At 56.2% G+C, this 23,231-nt stretch carries 18 protein-coding genes, 1 tRNA gene and 2 pseudogenes; 10 read left to right on the forward strand and 11 right to left on the reverse strand.

Features of this window, described 5'->3' with window-relative positions; translation table 11 throughout:
- Window positions 1-107 precede the first annotated feature (107 nt).
- The 4 genes from rplA to secE all read right to left on the reverse strand — a co-directional run bounded on the left by rplA (window position 108) and on the right by secE (window position 2,378).
- Window positions 108-803 carry a 50S ribosomal protein L1 gene (rplA, locus tag Q0N43_RS06365; RefSeq protein WP_295444145.1) on the reverse strand — a complete coding sequence of 232 codons (696 nt, stop codon included), beginning with the start codon at window positions 801-803 and terminating at the stop codon, window positions 108-110.
- 4 nt (window positions 804-807) lie between these two features.
- Window positions 808-1,239 (reverse strand): 50S ribosomal protein L11, encoded by a 432-nt coding sequence (gene rplK / locus Q0N43_RS06370; protein ID WP_295444146.1) that lies wholly within the window; start codon window positions 1,237-1,239, stop codon window positions 808-810.
- A gap of 360 nt (window positions 1,240-1,599) precedes the next feature.
- Entirely contained in the window at window positions 1,600-2,136 is a 537-nt protein-coding gene (gene nusG / locus Q0N43_RS06375; protein WP_295444148.1) for a transcription termination/antitermination protein NusG, read from the reverse strand.
- 41 nt (window positions 2,137-2,177) lie between these two features.
- Window positions 2,178-2,378, reverse strand: a complete 201-nt coding sequence (secE, locus tag Q0N43_RS06380) for a preprotein translocase subunit SecE (protein ID WP_295444150.1) — start codon at window positions 2,376-2,378, stop codon at window positions 2,178-2,180.
- A 252-nt stretch (window positions 2,379-2,630) separates the two neighbouring features.
- Here secE and Q0N43_RS06385 point away from each other — a divergent pair, with 252 nt between their 5' ends.
- Complete coding sequence (locus Q0N43_RS06385) at window positions 2,631-3,536, forward strand: DUF808 domain-containing protein (RefSeq protein WP_295444152.1); 906 nt, start codon at window positions 2,631-2,633, stop codon at window positions 3,534-3,536.
- A gap of 301 nt (window positions 3,537-3,837) precedes the next feature.
- Here Q0N43_RS06385 and Q0N43_RS06390 read toward each other — a convergent pair.
- The 4 genes from Q0N43_RS06390 to Q0N43_RS06405 form a co-directional block, all read right to left on the reverse strand.
- Window positions 3,838-3,913 (reverse strand) — tRNA-Trp (locus tag Q0N43_RS06390).
- Between the two features lie 208 nt (window positions 3,914-4,121).
- The gene (locus Q0N43_RS06395; RefSeq protein WP_295444153.1) at window positions 4,122-6,464 is read right to left on the reverse strand and encodes a TonB-dependent receptor; all 2,343 of its coding nucleotides are present in this window, start codon (window positions 6,462-6,464) and stop codon (window positions 4,122-4,124) included.
- A 236-nt stretch (window positions 6,465-6,700) separates the two neighbouring features.
- Window positions 6,701-8,074 (reverse strand): glutamate--cysteine ligase, encoded by a 1,374-nt coding sequence (locus tag Q0N43_RS06400; protein ID WP_295444155.1) that lies wholly within the window; start codon window positions 8,072-8,074, stop codon window positions 6,701-6,703.
- A gap of 99 nt (window positions 8,075-8,173) precedes the next feature.
- Entirely contained in the window at window positions 8,174-8,917 is a 744-nt protein-coding gene (locus tag Q0N43_RS06405; protein ID WP_295444157.1) for a 16S rRNA (uracil(1498)-N(3))-methyltransferase, read from the reverse strand.
- 102 nt (window positions 8,918-9,019) lie between these two features.
- Between Q0N43_RS06405 and ubiA the strand changes: the two genes are divergently transcribed.
- Both ubiA and Q0N43_RS06415 read left to right on the forward strand, forming a co-directional pair.
- Window positions 9,020-9,928: a 4-hydroxybenzoate octaprenyltransferase gene (gene ubiA / locus Q0N43_RS06410; protein ID WP_295444159.1), complete on the forward strand. Its 909-nt coding sequence runs from the start codon at window positions 9,020-9,022 to the stop codon at window positions 9,926-9,928.
- A 25-nt stretch (window positions 9,929-9,953) separates the two neighbouring features.
- The gene (locus tag Q0N43_RS06415) at window positions 9,954-10,973 is read left to right on the forward strand and encodes an aldo/keto reductase (RefSeq protein WP_295444161.1); all 1,020 of its coding nucleotides are present in this window, start codon (window positions 9,954-9,956) and stop codon (window positions 10,971-10,973) included.
- A gap of 109 nt (window positions 10,974-11,082) precedes the next feature.
- Here Q0N43_RS06415 and Q0N43_RS06420 read toward each other — a convergent pair whose 3' ends face one another.
- Together Q0N43_RS06420 and Q0N43_RS06425 are read right to left on the reverse strand one after the other, a co-directional pair.
- Entirely contained in the window at window positions 11,083-12,537 is a 1,455-nt protein-coding gene (locus Q0N43_RS06420; RefSeq protein ID WP_295444164.1) for a Ppx/GppA family phosphatase, read from the reverse strand.
- Window positions 12,538-12,542: 5 nt separating this feature from the next.
- Window positions 12,543-14,693 (reverse strand): RNA degradosome polyphosphate kinase, encoded by a 2,151-nt coding sequence (locus Q0N43_RS06425; protein WP_295444167.1) that lies wholly within the window; start codon window positions 14,691-14,693, stop codon window positions 12,543-12,545.
- Between the two features lie 179 nt (window positions 14,694-14,872).
- Between Q0N43_RS06425 and Q0N43_RS06430 the strand changes: the two genes are divergently transcribed.
- From Q0N43_RS06430 to Q0N43_RS06455, 6 genes and pseudogenes are all read left to right on the forward strand, one after another.
- Window positions 14,873-17,239 (forward strand): outer membrane beta-barrel protein, encoded by a 2,367-nt coding sequence (locus tag Q0N43_RS06430; RefSeq protein WP_295444170.1) that lies wholly within the window; start codon window positions 14,873-14,875, stop codon window positions 17,237-17,239.
- A gap of 62 nt (window positions 17,240-17,301) precedes the next feature.
- Entirely contained in the window at window positions 17,302-18,270 is a 969-nt protein-coding gene (locus Q0N43_RS06435; protein WP_295444174.1) for a phytase, read from the forward strand.
- Window positions 18,271-18,460: 190 nt separating this feature from the next.
- Window positions 18,461-18,895: a hotdog fold thioesterase gene (locus tag Q0N43_RS06440; RefSeq protein WP_295444177.1), complete on the forward strand. Its 435-nt coding sequence runs from the start codon at window positions 18,461-18,463 to the stop codon at window positions 18,893-18,895.
- 77 nt (window positions 18,896-18,972) lie between these two features.
- On the forward strand, window positions 18,973-20,208 hold the full coding sequence (locus Q0N43_RS06445) for an alpha/beta fold hydrolase (RefSeq protein WP_295444181.1): 1,236 nt from the start codon (window positions 18,973-18,975) through the stop codon (window positions 20,206-20,208).
- 79 nt (window positions 20,209-20,287) lie between these two features.
- Window positions 20,288-20,611, forward strand: a pseudogene (locus tag Q0N43_RS06450) (4-hydroxyphenylpyruvate dioxygenase); the annotation flags it as partial.
- Window positions 20,607-20,858, forward strand: a pseudogene (locus Q0N43_RS06455) (VOC family protein); the annotation flags it as partial. The pseudogenes Q0N43_RS06450 and Q0N43_RS06455, both read left to right, overlap by 5 nt.
- Here Q0N43_RS06455 and Q0N43_RS06460 read toward each other — a convergent pair.
- The gene (locus Q0N43_RS06460) at window positions 20,855-21,751 is read right to left on the reverse strand and encodes a homocysteine S-methyltransferase family protein (protein ID WP_295444184.1); all 897 of its coding nucleotides are present in this window, start codon (window positions 21,749-21,751) and stop codon (window positions 20,855-20,857) included. The pseudogene Q0N43_RS06455 and the gene Q0N43_RS06460 overlap by 4 nt on opposite strands.
- Before the next feature lie 237 nt (window positions 21,752-21,988).
- On the opposite strand from Q0N43_RS06460, the gene Q0N43_RS06465 reads away from it, so the two are divergent.
- The gene (locus Q0N43_RS06465) at window positions 21,989-23,206 is read left to right on the forward strand and encodes a saccharopine dehydrogenase NADP-binding domain-containing protein (RefSeq protein WP_295444188.1); all 1,218 of its coding nucleotides are present in this window, start codon (window positions 21,989-21,991) and stop codon (window positions 23,204-23,206) included.
- Window positions 23,207-23,231 lie beyond the last annotated feature (25 nt).

Raw genomic sequence — 23,231 nt, forward strand, 5'->3', positions numbered from 1 at the left:
TGGAGGTCGCGGCGATAATCGGCGCAGTCGGCGGCGTGCGTGCCACCTAAACAAAAAGGGCCGGAGGTTTCCCTCCAGCCCCTTTTTTGTGCATATTGTGAAGCGCGTTACGCGCCGGCGACGTCTGTCAGATCGATCTTGAGGCCAGGGCCCATGGACGAGCTGATCGCCACGCGGCGGACATATTTGCCCTTTGATCCGCTTGGCTTGCTCTTGACGATAGCGTCGACCAAAGCGTCGAAATTCTTGCGCAGATCGGAATCGGAGAAGCTTTTCTTGCCGATGCCGCTGTGGATGATGCCTTGCTTTTCAACGCGGAATTCAACCTGACCGGCCTTTGCCGCCTTCACGGCTTCGGCAACGTCCATCGTAACCGTGCCAAGCTTTGGATTTGGCATCAGGCCCTTTGGACCCAAGGTCTTACCCAAGCGGCCAACGATGCCCATCATGTCCGGCGTTGCAATGACGCGGTCATAATCGAGATTGCCAGCCAGCATATCTTCCATCAGGTCTTCTGCGCCGACCTTGTCCGCACCAGCAGCAGTTGCCGCTGTTGCCTTGTCGCCACGTGCAAACACGGCAACCTTCATGTCCTTACCGGTGCCAGCAGGAAGCGAAACCATGCCGCGTACCATTTGGTCGGCATGACGGGGGTCAACGCCCAAGTTCAACGCGACTTCAATCGTTTCGTCAAACTTGGCAGTCGCCAGTTCCTTGATGGTCTTCAACGCTTCATCAACGCCGTACAATTTGTCAGCATCGAGATGCGCGAGCGACTTTGCTTTTTTGGTTAGCTTGGCCATGTTCTTAACCCTCCACGACTTCGAGACCCATGGCGATAGCCGAGCCTGCGATGATTTTTACGGCCGCGTCCATGTCGTTCGCGTTGAGGTCGGCCATTTTGATGGTCGCGACTTCTTCCAATTGTGCACGGGTAATTTTACCAGCCGACACTTTGCCTGGCTCTTTCGAACCGGCCTTCAAACCCAAAACCTTTTTGATCAAAAAGGTCGCGGGCGGTGCCTTCATGATGAAGGTGAAGCTCTTGTCGGAAAAAACGGTGATCTTGGTTGGAATCGGCGTGCCTTTTTCGATGTCGGCGGTCGCCGCATTGAACTGCTTGCAGAATTCCATGATGTTCACGCCGCGCTGACCCAAAGCAGGGCCGATTGGCGGGGATGGGGTGGCCGAACCTGCAGCAACTTGCAGGCCGATATAGCCGTCAATTTTCTTTGCCATATGTGGCGTCCTTTCATTCTTTCCCCGCCAAAGCTTCAGCGACGGCGGGTCAAATTAAGCGGTCAAACGGTTGTCGCCAAATTGCATTGGCGACTTCCTCCCGCACCGGTTCTGCTGATTCTCATCAGGAGAAGGGTGCGGTTAGGTGAAGCGCGCCGGAAAAGCAAGCGCTGCGGCCGGGGGGCGACGGAAAAGGGTTCACGCAGAGGCGCGGAGGACGCCGAGGCGCATTTCCCCACAACGTCATGCTGAACTTGGTTCAGCATCCATAGTGCCAAGCAGACCGAAGGGTAGGGACGAGAAATGGACCCTGAAACAAGTTCAGGGTGACGGTTGGATGCGTGACGGTCGGGGGGACCGTCACTTCATCAATTCAACTTCTTCAAAGTCCAGCTCGACCGGTGTTGCGCGGCCGAAGATGCTGACGGATACCTTGACGCGGTTCTTGTCGAAGTCGAGTTCTTCGACCAAGCCGTTGAAGCTTGCAAATGGTCCGCCAAGCACCTTGACCTGATCGCCAATTTCATAGTCGACCGAAACGCGCTTCTTGGGCGCGGCTTCAAGTTCCTGTTTGGTGTTGAGGATGCGGGCGGCTTCGGCCTCGGTGATTGGCTGCGGCTTGTTACCCGCGCCCAAAAATCCAGTGACCTTTGGCGTGTTCTTGACCAAGTGATAGACGTCGTCGTTCATGTTCAACTTTGCCAGAACATAGCCGGGGAAGAATTTGCGCTCGGCCTTAATCTTCTTACCGCGCCGCACTTCAGTGATCTGTTCGGTTGGAACCTCGATGGCTTCGACCAACTGCGTGAGGCCAATGCGCTCTGCCTCGGCCAGAATCTGGTCGCGGACCTTGTTTTCAAAGCCCGAATAAGCGTGAATGATGTACCAGCGTGCCATAATATATTTCTATTCCCCAAAACTCTCTGTAGGGTCTGCGCTTAGCCTTCGGCCAGCGCGAGCAGTCCCTTTACGATTGCGGCAAACACCGCGTCGACGCCTAAAAAGAAGATGGCCAAGATGATCGTCATGATCAACACCATGATCGCGGTCTGCACGGTTTCTTGGCGGGAGGGCCATACGACCTTGCCGACTTCGGTCCGTACCTGACGGATGAATTCACCGGGGCTATTCTTTGCCATATCGTTTCTTCCTGTTCGATCCCGAGGATAGCCGCCAGCGCTCCGACCGGCGGGTCGAGAGCGATATAGGTTCCTATTTCGGAAAGACCAAGTCTGTAGCGATGGATTCGTCGCAACGCAAGATGCCAAACAAAACTGGGCAAGGCCGATATAGCAAAGCGCATTGGCCGCATAAGCGATATTGAAGTGCCTTGAATTAGCGCAGATTCTGGGTATCTGCTGAGGCTCAAACTTGCCAAGGAACCCCCCCACATGCCCTCCGGTCTTGCTGCGCTTCTTGATGATATTGCCACAATTACAAAAGTTGCGGCGGCGTCCGTTGATGATGTTGCCGCCGCTGCGGGTAAGGCGGGCAGCAAGGCGGCGGGGGTTGTTATCGATGATACGGCGGTGACGCCGCAATATGTCACGGGCTTTACCCCTGACCGCGAATTGCCGATCATCTGGCGCATTGCCAAGGGGTCGTTTTTTAACAAGCTGGTGATCATCTTGCCGGTCGCTTTGTTACTAAGCCTGTTCCTGCCATCGGCGATCACGCCGATATTGATGCTCGGCGGCGCATATTTATGTTTTGAGGGCGCAGAGAAAGTGTGGGAAAAAATTGCCCCGCATGAAGAAGTGAGCTTAGTCGAGGAGCTTGCGGAGCTGACCAGCACCGAACATGAGGCCGTGATGGTCAAGGGCGCGGTCCGCACCGACTTCATCCTGTCCGCCGAAATCATGGCGATTGCCCTTAATGAAGTGAAGGGCCTTGCCGAAACATCGATCTGGTTGGAGGCGGGGACATTGGCCTTTGTCGCCATCATTGTCACCATCGGGGTCTATGGCGTCGTTGGCCTGATCGTGAAAATGGACGATATCGGATTGAAGTTGGCGGGACGCGAAAACGCCGGGTCGCAAGCCATTGGCCGCGCGCTTGTCATAGGCATGCCCAAATTGCTCGCCGCCCTGTCGACCATCGGCACCGCCGCAATGCTGTGGGTTGGCGGGCAGATCATCGTCCACGGCTTTGGCATCCACCCCGCAGAGTTTCTGGGCCTATATGAAGGCGCCTTGGCCTGGGTCGCCGATGCGGCGATGAGCGGCGTCGTCGGCCTTGCCATCGGCGCGGTGATTGTGTTGGTTTATCATCAGGTGACTAAGCGCAAGGCGGGTTGAGGGTGTAGCCAGAGTGTGCTGTGAGTGGGGGGCCGCGTTGCGCCCGTTATTGTATCACACAAAGACGCGAAGGCGCGAAGACGCATTCCCCCCAAGCGTCATGCTGTACTCGGTTCAGCATCCATCGTGCCACGCAGACCGAAGGGTAGAGACGAGAAATGGACCCTGAACCAAGTTCAGGGTGACGGTTTGGGGGAGGTGACGGTGTGGCTCACGCAAAGCCGCGAAGGAAAGGAAAAAGACAATTAACCTAGTTACCGAAACACCTAAGCCCTAAAACCAGCTAAACCATTTAAGAAAATGGCAGGAGTTGGGGGACTCGAACCCACGACCCTCGGTTTTGGAGACCGATGCTCTACCAACTGAGCTAAACTCCTGCGCTCCGCTTTTCAGCGAAGAAAGGTGCCCTTAACGCCGATATGCGAAGGGGGCAAGTCTGCTTTCGACAATACATGTGCCGTTCAAAAGATTGAAACCCCTGGCTTGATCGGGGGTCTATGGCCTGACGGGTTGGTTTACACCGCGCGTTCGGACCATGGATCCCCGCTTTCGCAGGCGTGACACGGATTTTTGAATGTTCGGCCTTTAGAATTTGAACCCGGCTTCAACGCCCCAGATACGCGGTTCGTTGACGAAGCCGGTCAGGTTGTTGAAGTCGATGCCGCCAACAGCCGACGTATCCTTGGTGATGTTACGGACGAATGCCGAAATATCGAATGCGTCGGTTTTATAGCCAATGCGCACGCCGCCTTCAAGCATGCGTTTGTCTTGGAATTCAACCGATTCATACAAGAAGAAGTTGATTTTCGACCGGTAGGCCCAATCGGTGAAGGCATAGACTTCACCATTTCCAACAGGCACGCCATAACGGGCGGTCCAGTTGGCAATCCATTTGGGGCTCTGTGGCAAGCTGTTGCCGTCGATGTTGACGATGGCGGCGGAGAAGGGCGCTGCGGCAACGACGACTGGGTCAAGCGGGGTGCACAAGGACACGTTCGGGAACGTATCCACGCGTGTTGCGCCACAGGCTGCGGTGGTCAGGCCCGTATCCTGAATGCTGGTGTTGTTATAGCTTAAGCCAGCGGTCAACAACAGTTGCGGCACGGGCTTGAACTCAATGTCGGCTTCAAAACCATAGCCACGGACCATATCGGCGTTGATCAAGCGGTTGGCGTTTACGCCGCCGCCCACTGCGGTCAGTTGCGCATCTTTCAGCTCATAATAAAAACTGTTGATGTTGAAACGCGCACGTCCGTCGAGCAAGGTCGATTTGATCCCGCTTTCATAGGATGTGATCGTTTCCGATTTGCCAACCGTCACGCCGCTTTCCAAAGGCGTTGCGGTTGCAGGCGGGAACAGGATGCGGCCCTGTATCGACGGCGCGCGATACCCACGGGCAACGCGGGCATACAGGTTCACATCATCGGTGGCCGCATAAGTGCCGCTGAGGTCCCAGGTCAGGTTATTGTCGCTGACATCACGGCGCACCGTGCCAAGCGGGTTTTGCAGGAAGCTGGGGAACTGGCTATCCTTGCTGCGCACGGCGACAAAGTCACGATTGTCGTCATTATAACGCAATCCGCCGGTGACGCTGAACTTGTCGGTCAACTGATAGGTCATTGAACCGAATACGCCATAGGCCTTGCTATCCTGAACCTGCGAGACAAGGATGTTGACGCCATCGACGGCGTTATTTGGGTCACCCAAGGTTGCGTAATTTTCCGAAACAATCTCAAGCTCTTCGTCAAAGTAGAAGACGCCAGCCTGATAGCTTAACGGGCCGTCAGTGTTGCTGGCGATGCGGAATTCCTGCGTGAACTGTGTCAGATTTGGCACGCTGTCGCGGGTTTCGGCGGTGAAGGGAATTTCGCCGGGGCCATACAGATTGGGTGGCAAGAAGTTGGCGCCAAAACCACCATCGACATCGCCGACGGAGGTTGCATCACCCTTCCAATAGCTGGTGACCGAAACGAACGACAGCGGGCCAGCATCATAGGTCATGCGCGCTGTCATATTTTGTGTGTCGACGCGTTGTTCGTTCTTGCCGTCGGTTGATACGCGATACCGGTCGAAGTTTGCGTTCATGCCTTCTTGGCCGCGTGTGAACACATTGGCGCGGAACACGCGTGCGGTGCCGTCCAACGAACGGAACTGGCCGGTGAGCAAGATATCGAAATCATCGCTTGGCTTGATCAGGAACTGTATGCGCGCGGCATACTCCTTATAGCCTTCAAATGCGTCCTGTGTGGTCTTGGCGGGCAGGACATTGTCGATATAATCGTCTTGGGTTTGGTACATGCCCGACACCCGGACGCTGACCTTTTCGCCCAAGGGGCCGCCAAAGCCGCCCTCGGCATTGATGGCGTTAAAACGGCCATAAGAGATTTTGCCATAGCCACCAGCGACGTCACTTGGCTTGACGCTATCGAACTTGACGATACCAGCGGTGGTGTTGCGGCCAAACAAGGTGCCCTGCGGCCCGCGCAGCACTTCAACACGCTCCATATCGAAAATCGGGAAGCCCTTAAGGATTGGGTTTTCCAGAACAACATCATCATAAATCAAGCTGACAGGTTGTGATGCGTTGAAGTCAAAGTCGGTGTTGCCAAGGCCGCGAATATAGAAGCGCGGGAAGGTGCGGCCAAAGGAGGATTCGACCAACAGGCTTGGCACGCGGCCAGACATGCCGCGAATATCGACACCACCTGCGGTCAGCGCGTCAAGTTGATCACCGCTGACGGCGGTGACGGACAATGGCACATCCTGCAGATTTTCTTCGCGACGTTGTGCGGTGACAACGATTTCACCCAAAGCGGCGCTGTTTTGCGCGGTTTCGTCCTGCGCAAAAGCGGCAGGCGCAATGAAAAGGCCGGCAGTGGCAACCGCGATAGCGGTGCTGGATGCCATGATTGAGCGGATGGAACGCATAAACTTCTCCCTAGATTGACGCATTTAGGAGGCGGAATTATAGTCGCGCTCCGGATGCTCGATGGGGGGTTTACGGCGCTCTGTCACAGAATCAACAAAGCTTTGCAACAAAACTGAAATTTAAGTCCGACTGTGGCAGTTCGGCACTAAGGGTTTAGGGTCAGGACCTATTAAATACACCTTCGCGGTTTGATGCTATTTTGACGCCGCGAAGGTGGATTTAATAGGTCCTGACCCTAAAAGCTCATCTCGTCATAGACGCGCGAGACATCGCCGTTCCATTCGCCGTGATATTTTTCCAACAATATTTCCGCGACGGTTTTGCCGCTGGCGACGATTTCGCGTAGCGGGTCGAGATAGCCGGTTTCATTGTCACCGCTGGCGTTCAGGCAATTGCGCGCGGCCAAGCCGGATGAGGAGATATCGAGGATGCGCCCCGCCAGATCCAACAACTTACCGCCGCCGGGTATGGCGGCGTTCAGGCCTTGGGCTGGCACCGCGCTGCGCAGCGTCTCGCGTTCTTCCATCGTCCAATGCTTGACCTCGTCCCATGCGGCATCGAGCGCATTTTGGTCGTAGAGTAAACCGACCCAGAAGGCGGGCAGCGCGCAAATGCGGCTCCACGGGCCGCCATCGGCACCGCGCATTTCCAGAAAGCTTTTCAACCGCACCTCAGGAAAGGCGGTGGACATATGGTCTACCCAGTCGCTAGCCAAGGGCTTTTCGCCCGGTAGCACGGACAATTCGCCCTTTAGGAAGTCGCGGAAATCAAGGCCCGATGCATCGACATAATGGCCGTCGCGATAGACGAAATACATCGGCACCTTCAGCATATAGTCGACATATTGTTCATAGCCGAAATTGGCGTCGAACACGAACGGCAACATGCCCGTGCGCTGCGGATCGGTGTCGGACCAGATATGGCTGCGGTAGGACAAATACCCGTTTGGCTTGCCCTCCAAAAATGGCGAATTGGCGAACAAAGCGGTGGCAAGCGGTTGCAGCGCAAGCGATGTCCGGAATTTGTGCGCCATGTCGGCTTCGCTGGAATAATCAAGATTAACCTGAATAGTGCAGGTGCGCAGCATCATGTCGAGGCCCATGCTGCCAACGCGCGGCATATGGCGCAGCATGATGTCATACCGCCCCTTGGGCATGATCGGCAATTCAGCGCGGGTCTTGTCAGGCCAAAGCCCAAGGCCCAAAAAGCTGGTGTTCGTCTTGTCGCCAATGGCCTTTACCTGTTTCAAATGCCGCCCGGTTTCGGCGCAGGTTTGGTGCAGGTTTTCTAAAGGCGCGCCGGAGAGTTCAAGCTGCCCAGCAGGCTCAAGACTGATGGCACCGTCGCTGCCGCTCATCGCGATAACTTTGCCGTTTTCGTACACTGGCTCCCAACCAAATTCGGTCATCGCCATTAACAAATCGCGGATGCCGCCCGGTTCGTCATAAGATGGGGCATGATGATCGCTGCGATTATACACGAATTTTTCATGCTCGGTGCCAATGCGCCAGCGATCCTTGGGCTTTTCACCCTTGGATATTGTGGCGACCAATTGATCGCGCGTTTCGATGACGGGCTCGATGCGGTCGGTAACGGTTTTTGTACTCATGGCGCGCGGTTTAGAAATGTCGTGGCGATATTGCCAGTAGATTCATGTGACCATATCATCGTTGCAATATCGTGACTGACTGCATGTGCCGATATGGCGCTACGCCGACCAGTCGCCATTCTTTGCCATCCAAACCGATATTGCGGCAACCGCCGCCGTATCCGCCCGCAATATGCGTGGGCCAAGCGACACGGGACGCGCTTTGGGATGCGCGCGAACAAAGGCATTTTCGCTATCGGTGAAGCCGCCCTCCGGCCCGATCAATATGGCCGCTGGCCCCTCACTTATGGCCTCCAAAATCGGCGCGCCGCCCCGTTCATCGCAAAAATACAATATCCGGTCGGCTGGCCAATCCTTTAACAGAGCGTCCAGTTTTGTCAGCGGCGCAATCTGCGGCAAGGCGGTGCGTTCGCATTGTTCGGCGGCTTCAATCATATGCGCGCGCAGGCGATCATCCTTCACCTTATCGACCACGCAGCGCGCGGTGAGCACGGGCACAAAACGCGCCACACCCAATTCGCACGCCTTTTCGGCGATCCAGTCAAGGCGGTCCTTTTTGATCAACGCTTGGGCAATCCATAGATCGGGCGCCGTTTCGCGTTCGCGCAGTTTTGCTTCAACCGTAAGATCAAGGTCGCGTTTGCCGATATTCGTGACGGTGGCAAGATACTCGCCCGAAATATCGTCGAACAATTTGACCGGCGCACCTTCTTTCAGGCGCATCACACTCAACAGATAATGCGCGCTATTGCCCGCGATGTTTAGGGTCGCTCCAAGCGCCAGCGGTTTTTCCACAAACAAGCGCGGCGTTGATTTTGGGGGCCAGGCGGGGGTTGCGGGCATTTCCTTGCGTCTAGCTGCAAAAGCGGGCGGCGTCATCTGCGAACTTATATTGCTGCAACTTCGCAGATGACGTGCGCGATAAATTTTGGCAGGGCCTTCGCCATGACGACTAAACTTGTCCCCGACAGCGAATATACCGGCGTCATTGCCCTGTTGCCGGTGAAGCTGCGCGCGCTCGTTCTTTTGGCGCGGTTGGACCGCCCGATTGGCTGGTGGTTGTTGTTTTGGCCTTGTGTATTCGGGCTGGCGCTTTCGGGCGGGCTGATTGCGCGTTGGGACCTTGCATTATGGATGCTGCTGGGCGCGATTGTCATGCGCGGGGCAGGGTGCGTGTATAATGACATTGTTGATCGCGATCTCGACGCGCAAGTCGCGCGCACGGCATCGCGGCCCTTGCCCAGCGGCGATATTGGTGTGCGCGGCGCGTGGGCGTTCCTGCTTGGCTTATGCGCTCTTGGCCTGTTGGTGCTGGTGCAACTTCGGTGGGAGGCGCAAATTGTCGCGGTCAGCAGCATCCTTCTGGTCGCGGCCTACCCCTTTATGAAGCGCATTACGTGGTGGCCGCAAGTCTGGCTTGGGCTGGTGTTTAGCTGGGGTGCGTTGGTCGGCTGGGTGGCGATCATGGGGCAGGCCAATGCCGCGATGTTCTGGCTCTATGCGGGCACGATATTCTGGGTCGTTGGCTATGACACCATCTATGCCATGCAAGACCGCGAAGATGACGCCTTGGTCGGGATTAAATCGAGCGCCTTGCGTCTGGGCGGCAGCGTCCGGCTTGGCGTGGCGGCGTTCTACGTCTTGACGATTCTTGGATGGGGCATGGCGATTTGGAGCGTTCGGCCCGAAAAGCAGGCGTTGGTCGCGCTCCTTCCCGTCGCCTTTCCTTTGGCCATGCAAGTCGCATCGCTGAAATCCGATGGCAGTAACGCGCTTGGCAATTTCCGTTCAAACCGCGTGGCAGGGTTGCTTGCTACGCTCGCCTTTTTGGTCGTTGGCGCGGCCGGACAATAATAAGCTTCGGGATAGGCAGAGAATTATGGAACATCGTCGCATTGGCAAAAGCGCTGTTTACGTGTCCGACATTTGCATGGGCACCATGACCTTCGGGTCACAAACTGAGGAGGCGGAGGCGCACCGCATTCTCGACAAATGTCTGGACGCGGGCATCAACTTTTTCGACACCGCCGAAGGCTATCCCGTGCCGCCCGACATCAAATGGGTTGGCCGGACCGAGGATATTATTGGCCGCTGGATGAAGGGTAAGAACCGCGACGCGATCATCATGGCAACCAAGGTTTCTGGCCCAAGCCACACTTGGTTCAAATCCCCCAAACGCGGCGGCATGACCACGCTTGACCGCCACAATATCATCACCGCAGTCGAAGAAAGCCTGCGCCGTTTGCAGACCGATTATATCGACCTCTATCAAACGCATTGGCCCGACCACGGCCTTGCCTATGACGAAACGATGGAGGTGCTCGATGAGCTGGTGCGGTCGGGCAAGGTCCGCGTTTTGGGTTGTTCGAATGAAACAAGCTATGGCCTGATGAAGTCGCTGGCGACGTCCGAACGGCTGGGCGTGGCGCGTTATGAAAGCATCCAGAATAATTTTTCGATCAACAACCGCCGGTTTGAAGATGAATTGAAACAAGTCTGCCGTCTGGAGGGCATATCGTTGCTGCCGTACTCGCCGCTGGGTGGCGGCGTGTTGTCAGGCAAATATCTCGACGGCGCCCGCCCCGAAGGCGCGCGTTTCTCCCGCTATCTCGAAATGGCCGGATCGCGTCAGGTCGAAATGGCACAACGCTTCGCCGGACCCCGCGCGTTGGAAAGCACGATGCGGATTGTCGCGATTGCGCAAGAGGCGGGCATGTCGCCCGTGACGCTGGCAACGGCCTGGTCAAAACAACATGACTTTGTCGCGTCAACGATGGTTGGCGTGAGCAAGGAAGAGCAACTCGACGACATTTTTGCGGCGATTGACCTAAAGCTGAGCGATGAGGTGATGACCGCCGTGCACAAGGTGACGAAAGAGATATTGTACCCGATGGGGTGAGGGGGTGGGGAGGTTGTGATACTCTGCGCCTCTGCGTGAACCATATTAGTTATTCAGGATGACGATGGGGCGCGATGACAACGGACCACGACCGGCCACTCCTACACCCTCAACCCATAATCTCCGCTTGTTCATAGCCCAGCGCTTCGCCCAATGCCTGCAAACGCCGCAACACGCTGTTCGACGGCAAGCGCACGGCCGAGCCGCTTAAGTGCAACCGTAACGTTGTGCCGTCGCCGTCGATGCGGCTGTCGGCCAATGCGCCGCCAGTGCCGCCGTCGAGGCGGTGGGCTAAGCGGATGGCTAGGCCCCAGATCACGGCTTGCGCCAGCGCGCCGGGCTTGGCCAAGGCGGCCAACATTTCGGGCAAGGTCCGCTTTCCGGCGTGCACCGTCCATAATGCCGCCGCGATCACCGCGCGGTCGCTGGCGCTGACGCCGGGCCAACTGCCGTCCAATCCAAGGTCAAGCGCGTGGTCGGCGCGATATTCGGGGTTTACGTTCCACACGCTGTCGGACAGCAAGCACGCCGCGCGGCACAGGCGGGCATCATGCACGCTTTGTCCGGCAAAGACCGGCGCAATCCATTGGGCAAGCGCATCGCCGTGAAAGGGAAAACGGCCCAGCCGCTCGCCTTCAAAGCGGGCCGCCTCGATCAACGGGTCTTGGCTGCGCTCGGCGGGTGTTAGTTGTTCATACAACAACCCCTCACGCAGGCCGGAGATGCTCGTCACAAGCTTGCTGGGCTGTAACAGTCCGACGATGCCACCCAACAAAGCGGTCGCGCCGGGCAGCGCCGAAATACGGCCCGCCGCGATGACGTTTGACCGGGTCAGCGCCTCGCGATCTTGCGCCAGCGGCGTAAGCAATTCGGGCGCCTCAGGCGGCATTTCATAATTGGATAATATGGTCAGTGGATAGCCGGTTTCATGCATGTACAGGCGCGCAAACGTCCGCCACGAACCGCCGATTATGTAAAAAGGCAGGCCGGTTTCTATCGGAAAGGCGTTTTTGCCCATCGTTCTGGCGATGTCGTCGCGCAGCATTTGCGTGATTTGCTTGGGCGATTTGCCCGTCAATATGTCATGCCGCAATGTGCCCAGCGGCAGCGACACCCGCGCGCCCAATTTGCCGTCGGCGATGCGGATAAGTTCAAGGCTGCCGCCGCCCAGATCGCCGACATAGCCATTGGCGAAGGGATTATCGCTCAACACGCCATAACCCGCCGCTGTGGCCTCTGCATCGCCGTCCAGCACATCGATGCGGATGCCCAAGGCGGCGGCCCTATCGACCAATTCCTGACCATTTTTCGCTTCACGCGTCGCGGCGGTGGCGACCACGCGCATGCTGTCGACCTTCATCGTGCGCGCAAGCGTTTCAAAGCGGGCCAATGCGGCCAGCGCCTTTTTCATCGTCGCCTTGTCAATTTCGCCGTCGCCTGCAAGGCACGCGCCCAGTTTTACGCGGCTTTTTTCATTGTAAATGGGCAAAGGCGCGCGCGGTGCGCCTGCATATACCACAAGCCGGACAGTGTTGGAGCCAATATCTATGACGGCCTGACGCACCGCCTTCATCTTTGTCGGACGAGGCTCAGCGTTGGAACCTTCTTGTCATCTGCGAGCGCGCCTCCGCGTCCCGAAAGCGACGCATTGGTCATGAAATAATGATGCAGATTAAATGGCATGCTTCCGGCTTTCACCCTTTCATAACGCCCGTCGGAACGGAGCATCCAACTTTGCTGGTTGTCGAGCAGGTTTGCAACCATAACCTGATCAAGGATCTGGTCATGTACCGTAGAGTTTTCGATGGGCAGCATATATTCGACGCGGCGGTCGAAATTGCGCGACATCCAGTCCGCCGAGGAGATGAAGACTTTCGCGTCGGGGTTGGGCAAATCTGCGCCATTGCCCATCGCCCAGATGCGGCTATGTTCCAGAAAGCGGCCAACGACCGACTTTACGCGGATGCGCGACGACATGCCCTTCACACCGGGTCGCAGACAACAAATACCGCGCACCACAAGGTCGATTTCTACGCCCGCCTCGCTTGCCTCATATAATTTATCGATGACCGCTTTATCGACCAGCGAGTTGACCTTGGCCCAAACCGCGCCGGGCCGTCCAGCAGCAACATGGGCGATTTCATCGTCGATTAACGACATGACCTTTTCCCGCAAGCCAAGCGGGCTCATGGTCAACAGCTTCAACTCGGTTGGCGGGATATACCCGGTGATATAATTGAATATCTGTCCGGCATCATGGCCGACGCGCGGGTCAGCGGTGAAGAAGCTGATGTCGGTATATACTTTGGCGGTGATTGGGTGATAATTGCCCGTGCCCAAATGGCAATAGGTGCGAAAGCCATCTGCCTCACGCCGGACGACCAACGAAATTTTGGCGTGGGTTTTCATGTCGACAAAGCCGTAGACCACCTGAACGCCCGAATTTTCCAACTGCGACGCCCAATGGAGATTTTGTTCTTCGTCAAACCGTGCCTTGAGTTCGACAATGGCAGTGACCGATTTGCCAGCCTCAGCCGCTTCACACAGCGCACGGATGACGCCGGATTGCTTGCCGGCGCGATACAGGGTTTGCTTTATGGCGACGACGTCGGGGTCAAGTGCGGCCTGTTGCAGGAACGCGAGCACGACGTCGAAGCTTTCATATGGGTGGTGGATGACGATGTCTTTTTGGCTGATCGCCGAAAAACAATCGCCATCATGCTCCAATATGCGTTCGGGGAAACGCGGCGAATAAGGCGGGAATTTCAGCGTTGGGCGGTCTTCGTCTACCAATTGACTCAAATCGCCAATCCCCAAGAAACCGACAGTTTCAACAACAATCGACGCGCCTGCGCCAAGTTCGGTACGGATCAACGTCGCCAATTCACTTGGCAGGCCTTTTTCCAGCTTCAGCCGGATAATCCGCCCGCGACGGCGGCGTTTGATCGCGCTGCGGAAATACCGGACCAGGTCTTCGGCCTCTTCCTCCACTTCGATATCGCTGTCGCGGATAATGCGGAATGCGCCAGCGGCGATCAGCCGATAATCGGGGAACATCTGGCCCACAAAATGTTTGATCAACGCCTCAATGGTGACAAACCGTGTGCCAAGGCCAGGCAGCCGGACAAAGCGGGCGAGCGATTGCGGGATCAAGACCAATTGCCGCACAACCTCTCCATCATCCTTGCGGCGCATGTCGAAAATGAGGCTCAAGCCTTGGTTGGGAATGAAGGGAAACGGATGCGCAGGGTCCAGTGCCTGCGGGGTGAGCACTGGCAAGATTTGTTCGCGGAAATATTTGCCCACTTGCGTCTGCAGGGTCTTTCCTATCGCAGATGGTTGAACGATCTTAATGCCTTCGCCAGCCAGTTCCCGCATCAACTTGCGCCATAGCTTTTGCTGTTGGATCATCAACCGGTCGGCGGCGGCAACAGTGTCGGCAAGTTGTTCGGATGGCGTGCGGCCATCGATCGACAGCTCTTCGATCCTGCGTTGCTGCTGCCCGCGCAAGCCAGCGACGCGGACCATGAAAAATTCATCAAGGTTGGTGCCCGAAATCGACAGAAAGCGCAGCCGCTCCAGCAAAGGGTGCGCGGGGTTCGACGCCTCTTCCAACACGCGTTCATTAAATTTCAGCCACGACAGCTCGCGGTTAAAATAGCGCGCGTCGGTTGGCGTTTTTTGGGCTTTCAATCGGCTCGGACCTGGCACGGACTTCACGAAAAATTTCCTTCTTCAACAGCCAGGGCGCGATGCCATGGAAACATTGCATATTTACGGCAACAGAAATGTGAACTGTAATACTATTGTCTTCAAATTGTCATTGTTTATATCCGAGAGAGTCACAACCCCTGCCTATGGGCATCCTGTCACATATGGCATATTAAAGGGTTAGATATATGCAAACGCGTTCTACACATTCACGGAAACTCTCACGCAATGCCATGCTTTGCGGCGCGGCTTTACTGGCGATCCTGCAGTCATCGCTGATGGCGCAAGCTGCGCCAGCGGATGCGGGACAATCACGTTCAGACGAAATTTCGACCGCCAATCAAATTGTGGTACAAGGCCAAATTACCTATCGCAACCGCAGCGATGAGACAGAGCCCGTGCTCGTCTATGACGCCGATTATTTCCAGCGTTTTGAACCGCTGACGGCGGGTGATGCGCTCAAGCGTGTTCCATCGGTCACTTTCTTGTCCGATGTAATCGAAAGCGATGGCGCGCGGTTACGTGGGCTTGAGCCGGGCTACACCCAAATTCTGATCAACGGTGAAAAAGTGCCCGGGTCGAATGCGGACCGCAGCTTTTTTTTGGACCGCATTCCGGCTGAACTGATCAAACAAGTCGAAATCATCCGTTCTTCGTCTGCGCGCCGCACGGGTGACGCGGTAGCTGGCACATTGAACATCGTGTTGCGCGATGGCTATGAATTGGATGGCGGTTATATTCGTATGGGTGGGCTGCGCTTCGACGATGGTGAAGTGAAACCAAGCGTTGGTCTGGTATATGGTGGGGCGCTTGGTCCCGGCCGCATTCTCATCGGCGGCAATATTCAGGGCCGGTATAATCCAAAGCTCAAGAAAAGCCTGCGTTATGGCGATTCGCCGGAAAACAATGCAGATTATGCGACGGATGATTTCGACAATCGCGAAGACCAGACGGATACCCGCGACGGCACCGATTATGCGTTCAATGCAACCTATGACATTGACGGCGAGACCACAGACTTTGAATTGAGCGGCTATTATGTGCGCACCGACCGGACACAAGACGAACGGTCGTTCGAATATAACAGCGCAACAGCAATAACGGGCCCCGTGCGCACGACACCTGTTGCAGGCAATTTGTTGACCGATAATGCCGAATTGATCACGATTAAGCAAGAAAGCTATAGCCTTGCTGGTAAGCTGCAACAGGAATGGTCGGCAGGCAAAACCAGCTTAAAGCTTAGCTATTCCCGCTTCTCCGACGATCAGGTTGGAACCGAATTTGAGGTTGATTTTGACCGCAGTACGCCCCGCTTTACGGGTGACCTCGAGAATGTTGACATCGTCGACAAGGAGCTGTCGCTCGGGCTAGAGCATGAATTTTCCTTTAGCGATGATGTTGCGCTGACCATTGGCGGCTTTGCACAAAATAAGGATCGCGATACCGATATTGCCACTATTCGGGACCGTTATAACCTGACCGAAGCGGCGCGCACTTATGACCAATTCGGCCGCAATCCTGAAGAATTTGTCCGCACTTTTGCTGCGCCTACTTTTACACCGGGAAGCCTGAGCACAATTGAAGAGGACCGCCGCGACGCTTTTGCGGAAGTTGAAGGCAAATCGGGCGGCATCTCATGGGTGGCGGGTGTGCGCTATGAAACCACTGACTTTACCGTCAATGACCTGACCGTCGCAGCGGCTCAGGCCGTTCAGAAAAATGATTATGCATTTCTGCTGCCATCGGCATCGGTGAAGATCGAAGTCGGCAGCGGTGGTCGCATCACCGCTTCGGCGGCGCGCACCAACCGTCGCCCGCGGCTCGACTTTCTCTCGCCTGCATTGTTGGAGGCGGAACTTGGCGACAATGACCTGCAAGGCAACCCTGCCTTGCGTCCGGAAACCGCATGGGGTGGTGACCTTGGCTACGAACAACGGCTTGGCCGCACCGGCGTGATTGGTGTCAACGTCTTCTATCGCAAGGTCCAAGACCTAATCGAATTGGCGAACACAGGGGAAGAAGGCTCCGAAGGTGAAGGCACATTCGTGCTGCAACCGCAAAATACCGGCGACGGCGAAGTTTACGGTATTGAGTTCGATCTTTCGACCGATCTTGGTTTCCTTGGCCTCCCAGATACCGGTGTTTTCGGCAACGTATCATTGCTCAACAGTGACATAACCGATTTCGCGGGCAATCGCCGTTTCAACGGGCAATCCAAATATGTTTACAATGCCGGCTTTATTCAGGACATTCCGTCCGCTGGTATCGCCCTTGGTGCGACATATCGCAAGCAAGGCGGGGCGTTTGACCGCATTGTGGGTGAAGAAATCACAACTACTTATGGTGCCGACTTGGAAATTTTCGTTGAAAAACGCTTCAGCAATAATCTGACCATTCGCGCGGTGGGTTCAAACCTGCTGAACGGATCAAAGGATGAGGCGTTCAACAAGTTTACCACTATCGTAGACCAGATTGACCGCAGTTTCGACGAATATGAGCTGGAAAGCGAAAAGGCTGGTCCGGTGTTCCAGATCATGGCACGTTATGCGTTTTAATGCATAAACCGCTCCTCCTTTTGCCATTGTTCCTTGCCGGTTGCGCTTCGGCGCAGCCGGTGATGAGCCCGCTGCCCACGGCATCGGTCACGGCAAAATTGGAGACGCAGCCTGTTGCGACGATGGAGGATGCGGCAGATGATCCGGCGATTTTGCGGAACGCCGCGTATCCGGCCCAAAGCCTGATCATCGGCACTGACAAGCGTGCGGGTATTCATGTCTATGACCTACAAGGTCGTCAGGTCAGTTTTACGCCGTCGCCACGCCTTAACAATGTCGATCTGCGCGATGTCGGGGGCAGCATCGGTGTCCTTGTCGCCGCCAGCGACCGTCAGGACCTTGCGCGGGCGCAGATGGCGTTGTTCCGGCTGGACACCAACACTCGGACATTAGTGCCTCTGGCGACCCTCTTTGTGGGAGCTGGCGAGGCCTATGGCATGTGCCTGTGGCAACGCGCTAGCGACAAGGCATTGTTCGGCTTTGTCGTGTTGAAAGATGGCCGGATTGATCAGGTCGCGATTGACCTGAACACGGCGATACCCAGCGGCAAAGTCGTCCGCAGCATGAAATTGGGCACACAATCCGAAGGCTGCGTCGTCGATGACCGCACCGGAATTTTATATGTGGCCGAAGAAGATGTTGGCCTGTGGAAATTCGATGCCACGCCCGATGGTTCCAATGTCCCGACGGCTATTGCCAAGGCCGATGGCAAGGAAATCGTGATGGATGCCGAAGGCGTGGCCTTGGCACCATCCGGCACCGATGGCGGCTATGTCATCGTGTCGAGCCAAGGCGACAATGCCTATGCCGTCTATAAACTGCCTGAGGCCAATTATGTTGGGCGTTTTCGCATCAATGACGGTGCCATTGACGGCGTTCAGGAAACCGATGGCATTGAATTGATGCTGGGCGATTTTGGCGCAGAGTTTACGGACGGGCTTTTTGTGGTGCAAGACGGCGATAACCGCCCTGCCACCCAGAATTTCAAGCTGGTTGACTGGGCCGAAATCAAACGCGCACTTGGGCTTTAGCCGCAACTTGGCCTAGGGTAAGGACCAGTTAAATTCACCTTCCCGGTTTGAGGCCATTTTTTTCAGTGCAAGGCGGCAGAGCGCAGGACTTAGTGGTTCTAAGTCTATCTTTACCATTTTGACGCCGCGAAGGTGGATTTAACTGGTCTTGACCCTAGACAGTTTCTGTTGCTTCGCGCATGGGGATTTCATGACTATATGGTTTCACGAAAAACTTGATCTTGCGGCGCTAACCGCCAGCGGGGCAAATTGCATGCCCGGTTTTGTCGGTATCGAATTTATCGATTATGGTGACAATTGGATCAAGGCACAGATGCCCGTCGATGCACGCACGAAGCAGCCTTATGGCCGGCTCCATGGCGGGGCATCGGTCGTTTTGGCCGAATCGGTGGGCTCGACTGCCGCTGCCATGACGGTTGACCCAAGCAAGTTTGCGACCGTGGGCATGGAAATCAATGCCAACCATGTTCGCCCGGTGAAGGATGGTTTTGTATTTGCCACGGCAACTTCGGAATCGATTGGCCGCACTACGCAAATCTGGTCCATTCGGATAGAGGATGAAGCTGGCAAGCTGGTCTGCATCTCGCGCATTACGATGGCGGTTATTTCCACCGACCGTGCATAAATTATTGCGTAAATACAGTCAGCGTGCACCGACTGTAGAGATGTGACACCTTTAGGCAAGATTTAGGGTTTGAACCAATGTCGCTTCGTTATGTAAGAGAATTTAAGGGCTTTGCAGGCATAAAGCTTGAGGCCGATGATATTGGTTCCGCCGATGACCCGTCCATTGTCCTGCTGCATGGCTTTGGCCAGACCCGCAAAGTGTGGGAAGATGTGGCGATTGGTTTGGAACAGGCCGGACGCCATGTCATCAATGTTGACCTGCGCGGCCATGGCGGCAGCGAATGGCCATCCGACGGTCGTTATGACTTCAACGCGTATGTCGAAGATTTGCGCGCGGTCCTGGGCCAAATGCGGACCCGTCCCGTTGTTATTGCCGCTGCCCATAGTGCGTGGATTGCGACCATGGCCTTGGCCGAAGACGCTGCGACCTTGGCATCCGGCTTGATTTTCGTCGATCCGCCCGTGGACCATGACACAAAGGCGGTGCGCGCGGCGGCAGACCGTATGTCGGCGGCGCTTGGGCAGGGTTTAAACCTAGCAGATTATGACAAAGCAATATTTGCGGCATTTGGCATTAATGGCGTGGGTGAAGCATTGACGGAGGCCGCATCGCACATTGGCTTGCCGTCGCTGGTTATTCGCGGAGCCTTGGGCCAAGTTGACCCCAACGCCGCGCAGCCTGCATTTGTTGACCAGCTTCCAAATGTTGAGGCGATTGATGTGGATGGTGGTGGCCTGCTGATCGTGGCGGAACGGGCAGAGGCGTTTAACGGCCTACTCATCGACTTTTTGGAGCGCAAGCAACCGCGCTTCATTCCCGAATATCGTTCCGGCTCAGATGCGCGGACATTGCGCGATGCAATGGGGTGTTTCGCGACAGGTGTCACCATCATCACCGCGCATGACCCGGATGGGAAGCCGGTGGGCTTAACGGCCAACAGCTTTACCAGCGTGTCGCTTGACCCGCCATTATTGTTGGTGTGCATCGCCAATAATTCCGGAAGCGCAGAGGTTTTGCGCGGCATTGATGATTTTGCCGTCAACGTTCTGCAAATCGGGCAGCAACCCGTTTCCAACCTGTTCGCAGGCAAAAGCGAAGATCGCTTTGCCGGAACGCGGTGGGAGGTGGGCGAATATGGGGCGCCGATTTTGCCAAGCTCGCTTGGCATATTCGAATGCAAACGCCATGCCCTCCATGCGGCTGGCGACCATTTCATCTTGGTTGGCCGTGTAGAAAAAGCGTGCTTTGAGCCGCGCCGTGACCCATTGCTCTACTTCCGGGGCAAATACCGCCGCTTGCACTTTACCTGAACCGTCACGCGCATTGACGCGAGGCCGCCGATGACCTAAACTGGTTTCAAATGTTACCAGTTCTTGCAGGAGCGCGGATATGGCCGATTTATTTGAAAACCCGTTGGGTCTCGATGGGTTCGAATTCATTGAATTTTCTGCGCTGGAAAAGGGCCTTCTTGAACCTGTGTTTGAACGCATGGGTTTCAGCCGCATCGCGCGGCATCGGTCGAAGGATGTCGACCTGTGGCGTCAAGGCGAGATCAACCTGATCGCCAATTACGAACCCCAAAGCCCTGCGGCGTATTTCGCGGCGGAGCATGGCCCTTCGGCGTGCGGCATGGCGTTTCGCGTGAAGAACGCGCGTGTTGCCTATGACGCGGCCATGGCGCGTGGGGCTGAACCGGTGGAAACGCGCACTGGCCGCCAAGGCGCATATTGAGGGCCAAGGCATAGTTGTGACCGGCCCGACCTTTCACGGCATATTCCGGTCAATCTATTTCTTTGACCCCAATGGCCACCGATTGGAGCTTGCCTGCAACATCGGCACAGCGGAACAATATGCCGAACTAAAACGCGTCGCGCCGTTGATGCTGCAGCAATGGAGCGAAACCAAAATAGCCCCGCGCCACGCCGACTGGCTGCATATCGATCCGGATCAGTTGCCCTAATCCGTTACGCCCGCACGCAGCGCCGCGATATGTTCAGGGCCAATACCGCAACAGCCGCCTAAGATTGAGGCCCCTGCTGCACGCCAGGCTTCAGCGAACCGGGCATAACCTTCGGGTGTTAAGTCCGCGCGGATCGGGCTGAGCCCCGAATTCGCTTCGGCATCGGCGGCCATGGGCGGGAAGGCATTGGCATAGACGCCGATGCGGATCGTGCTTTGCGCGCCGAGTATCGCGCGCGCGCTGCGCACGGCGGCTTCCATCACTTCGGGTTGGCTGCAATTGAAGAGCAGGGCTGCTGCGCCAACATCTTGCGCCAAGCGGGCTGCCTCCGTCACGCTTTCGCCCGAACGCAGGACAGGGGCATCGGTTGCGGACGCGTCCTCCAATGTAAAGGAAAGCCACAATGCTTTGCCGGTCGGGGCCGTGAGCGTTGCGCAAAGGCGGGCTTCGGCCAAGGAAGACAGCGTTTCGGCAAGCCAATGGTCGATATTTGGAGCCAGTGCGCCAATCAGAACATCCAGTATCGGACGGGCGCGATCAAGGTCGACAAGATCCGGGCGGTAAGAGCCGCAAACAGGCGGCAGCGCGCCGGCGACCTTTACCCCAAGCGTCGATGCATCCGCCACCGCGCGCGCCAATTGCCCCGCGCGTGCAGCAAGCGACGCGCCCTCGCTGGCAAAGCGTTCCGCGCCGATATGAAAGGGCACGACGGCATAGGAATTGGTCGTTATGACATCGGCCCCGGCCTCGACATAAGCGCGGTGGACTGCGCTAACGAAATGCGGGGCTTCAATCAGCGCTAGCGCCGACCATTCAGGCTGGCGAAAGGGCGCACCACGCCGCGCAAGTTCCCGGCCAGTGCCACCATCAAGTATCAAAATTGTGTCGGTCATCGAAAGGGAAATTAGCATGTTGCGCATCGCAGCGACATAGGAAGATTATCTAGCGTCAGGACCCTAGGCGTTCGCTGTCAGGGTGATGATGAACATGGACACTTGCAACATGGCATACCCACCGCCTAACGTAAGATGAATGGGTGAGGCGAATGCTTCATCAATGTGCTGAGCCATCAACGCCATGTTATCGATGGTGGACAGTCATTCAAAGTTTCATTGTAGGGTGGGGATAAAATGGCCGATAAAAAATTTGACATCATCGTGTATGGAGCCACCAGCTTTGTCGGTCAGATCATAACGCGTTACATGCATGAGCAGTTTGCAGATGGATCCATCGTCTGGGCAATCGCAGGCCGCTCACGTAGCAAGCTTCAACATATCAGCGACGCGATCGGGTTGTCGGGCGTCGAGATGATCGTTGCGGATGCGGCCGACGAAATTGCGTTACGGCAAATGTGTGCCCAGACCACCGTCGTTATGTCAACGGTCGGTCCTTATGCGCTGTATGGTGACCATCTGGTAAAGGTCTGCGCCGCCACTGGGACCCATTATTGTGATCTAACGGGCGAACCACAGTGGATTCGCAAAATGCAATTACGCCATGAAGCCGACGCAATCAGAAGCGGCGCAAGGATCTTACATTGTTGCGGCTTTGACAGCATCCCGTCCGATCTGGGCGTCCACTTCCTGCAACGCAACGCATTGAAACAATTCGGCCACATGTGTCAGCAGATCAACATGCGGGTATTAAGCATGAAGGGCGGCGCGTCAGGCGGCACCATCGCAAGCATGATTAACATGGTCAAGGAAGCGGTAAGCGACGCCGATCTGCGCCGCGAACTCAAAGACCCTTACAGCATGTGTCCGCAAAACCATGTATTCTCTATCGCGCAGCCGGATGTGAAGATCGCATATGACGCGGCCGTAGGCGGTTGGATTGCGCCTTTTATCATGGCGGGTATCAACGCACGGGTCGTGCATCGGTCCAACGCGCTGAGCAACAACAGCTATGGTGTTGAATTCAAATATGAGGAGGCCGTCGTGACGGGCCAAGGGGGATCCGGCAAGTGGAAGGCGCAAGCTGCGCACTGGGGCGTGAATGCCCTTATGATTGGTCTGGCAGTGCCCCCGACCCGCTGGCTGCTCGAAACGGTTGTTTTGCCAAAGCCGGGCGAGGGACCAAGCGAAAAAGCGCAACGTGAGGGAATGTTTGAAATTGTCTTCTTCGGTTCAACGGCAAAGGGTGAAACTATCCAATGCCGCGTCACAGGGGACCGAGACCCGGGCTATGGATCAACCGCCAAAATGCTCTCTCAAGCGGCGGCCTGCTTGGCCAAAGACGTGCCTGATGACGTACCGGGGGGCTTCTGGACGCCAGCAACGATTCTAGGTGACAAGCTCATCGAGCGGCTAGAGGCGCATGCGGGCCTTACGTTTGAGAAACTCTCTTAGGCCGGAAACTCTCTGGATTGTGGAT

It is taken from the genome of Sphingorhabdus sp. EL138 (assembly GCF_945882965.1).
In the GTDB taxonomy this organism is placed as follows: Bacteria; Pseudomonadota; Alphaproteobacteria; order Sphingomonadales; family Sphingomonadaceae; genus Sphingorhabdus_B.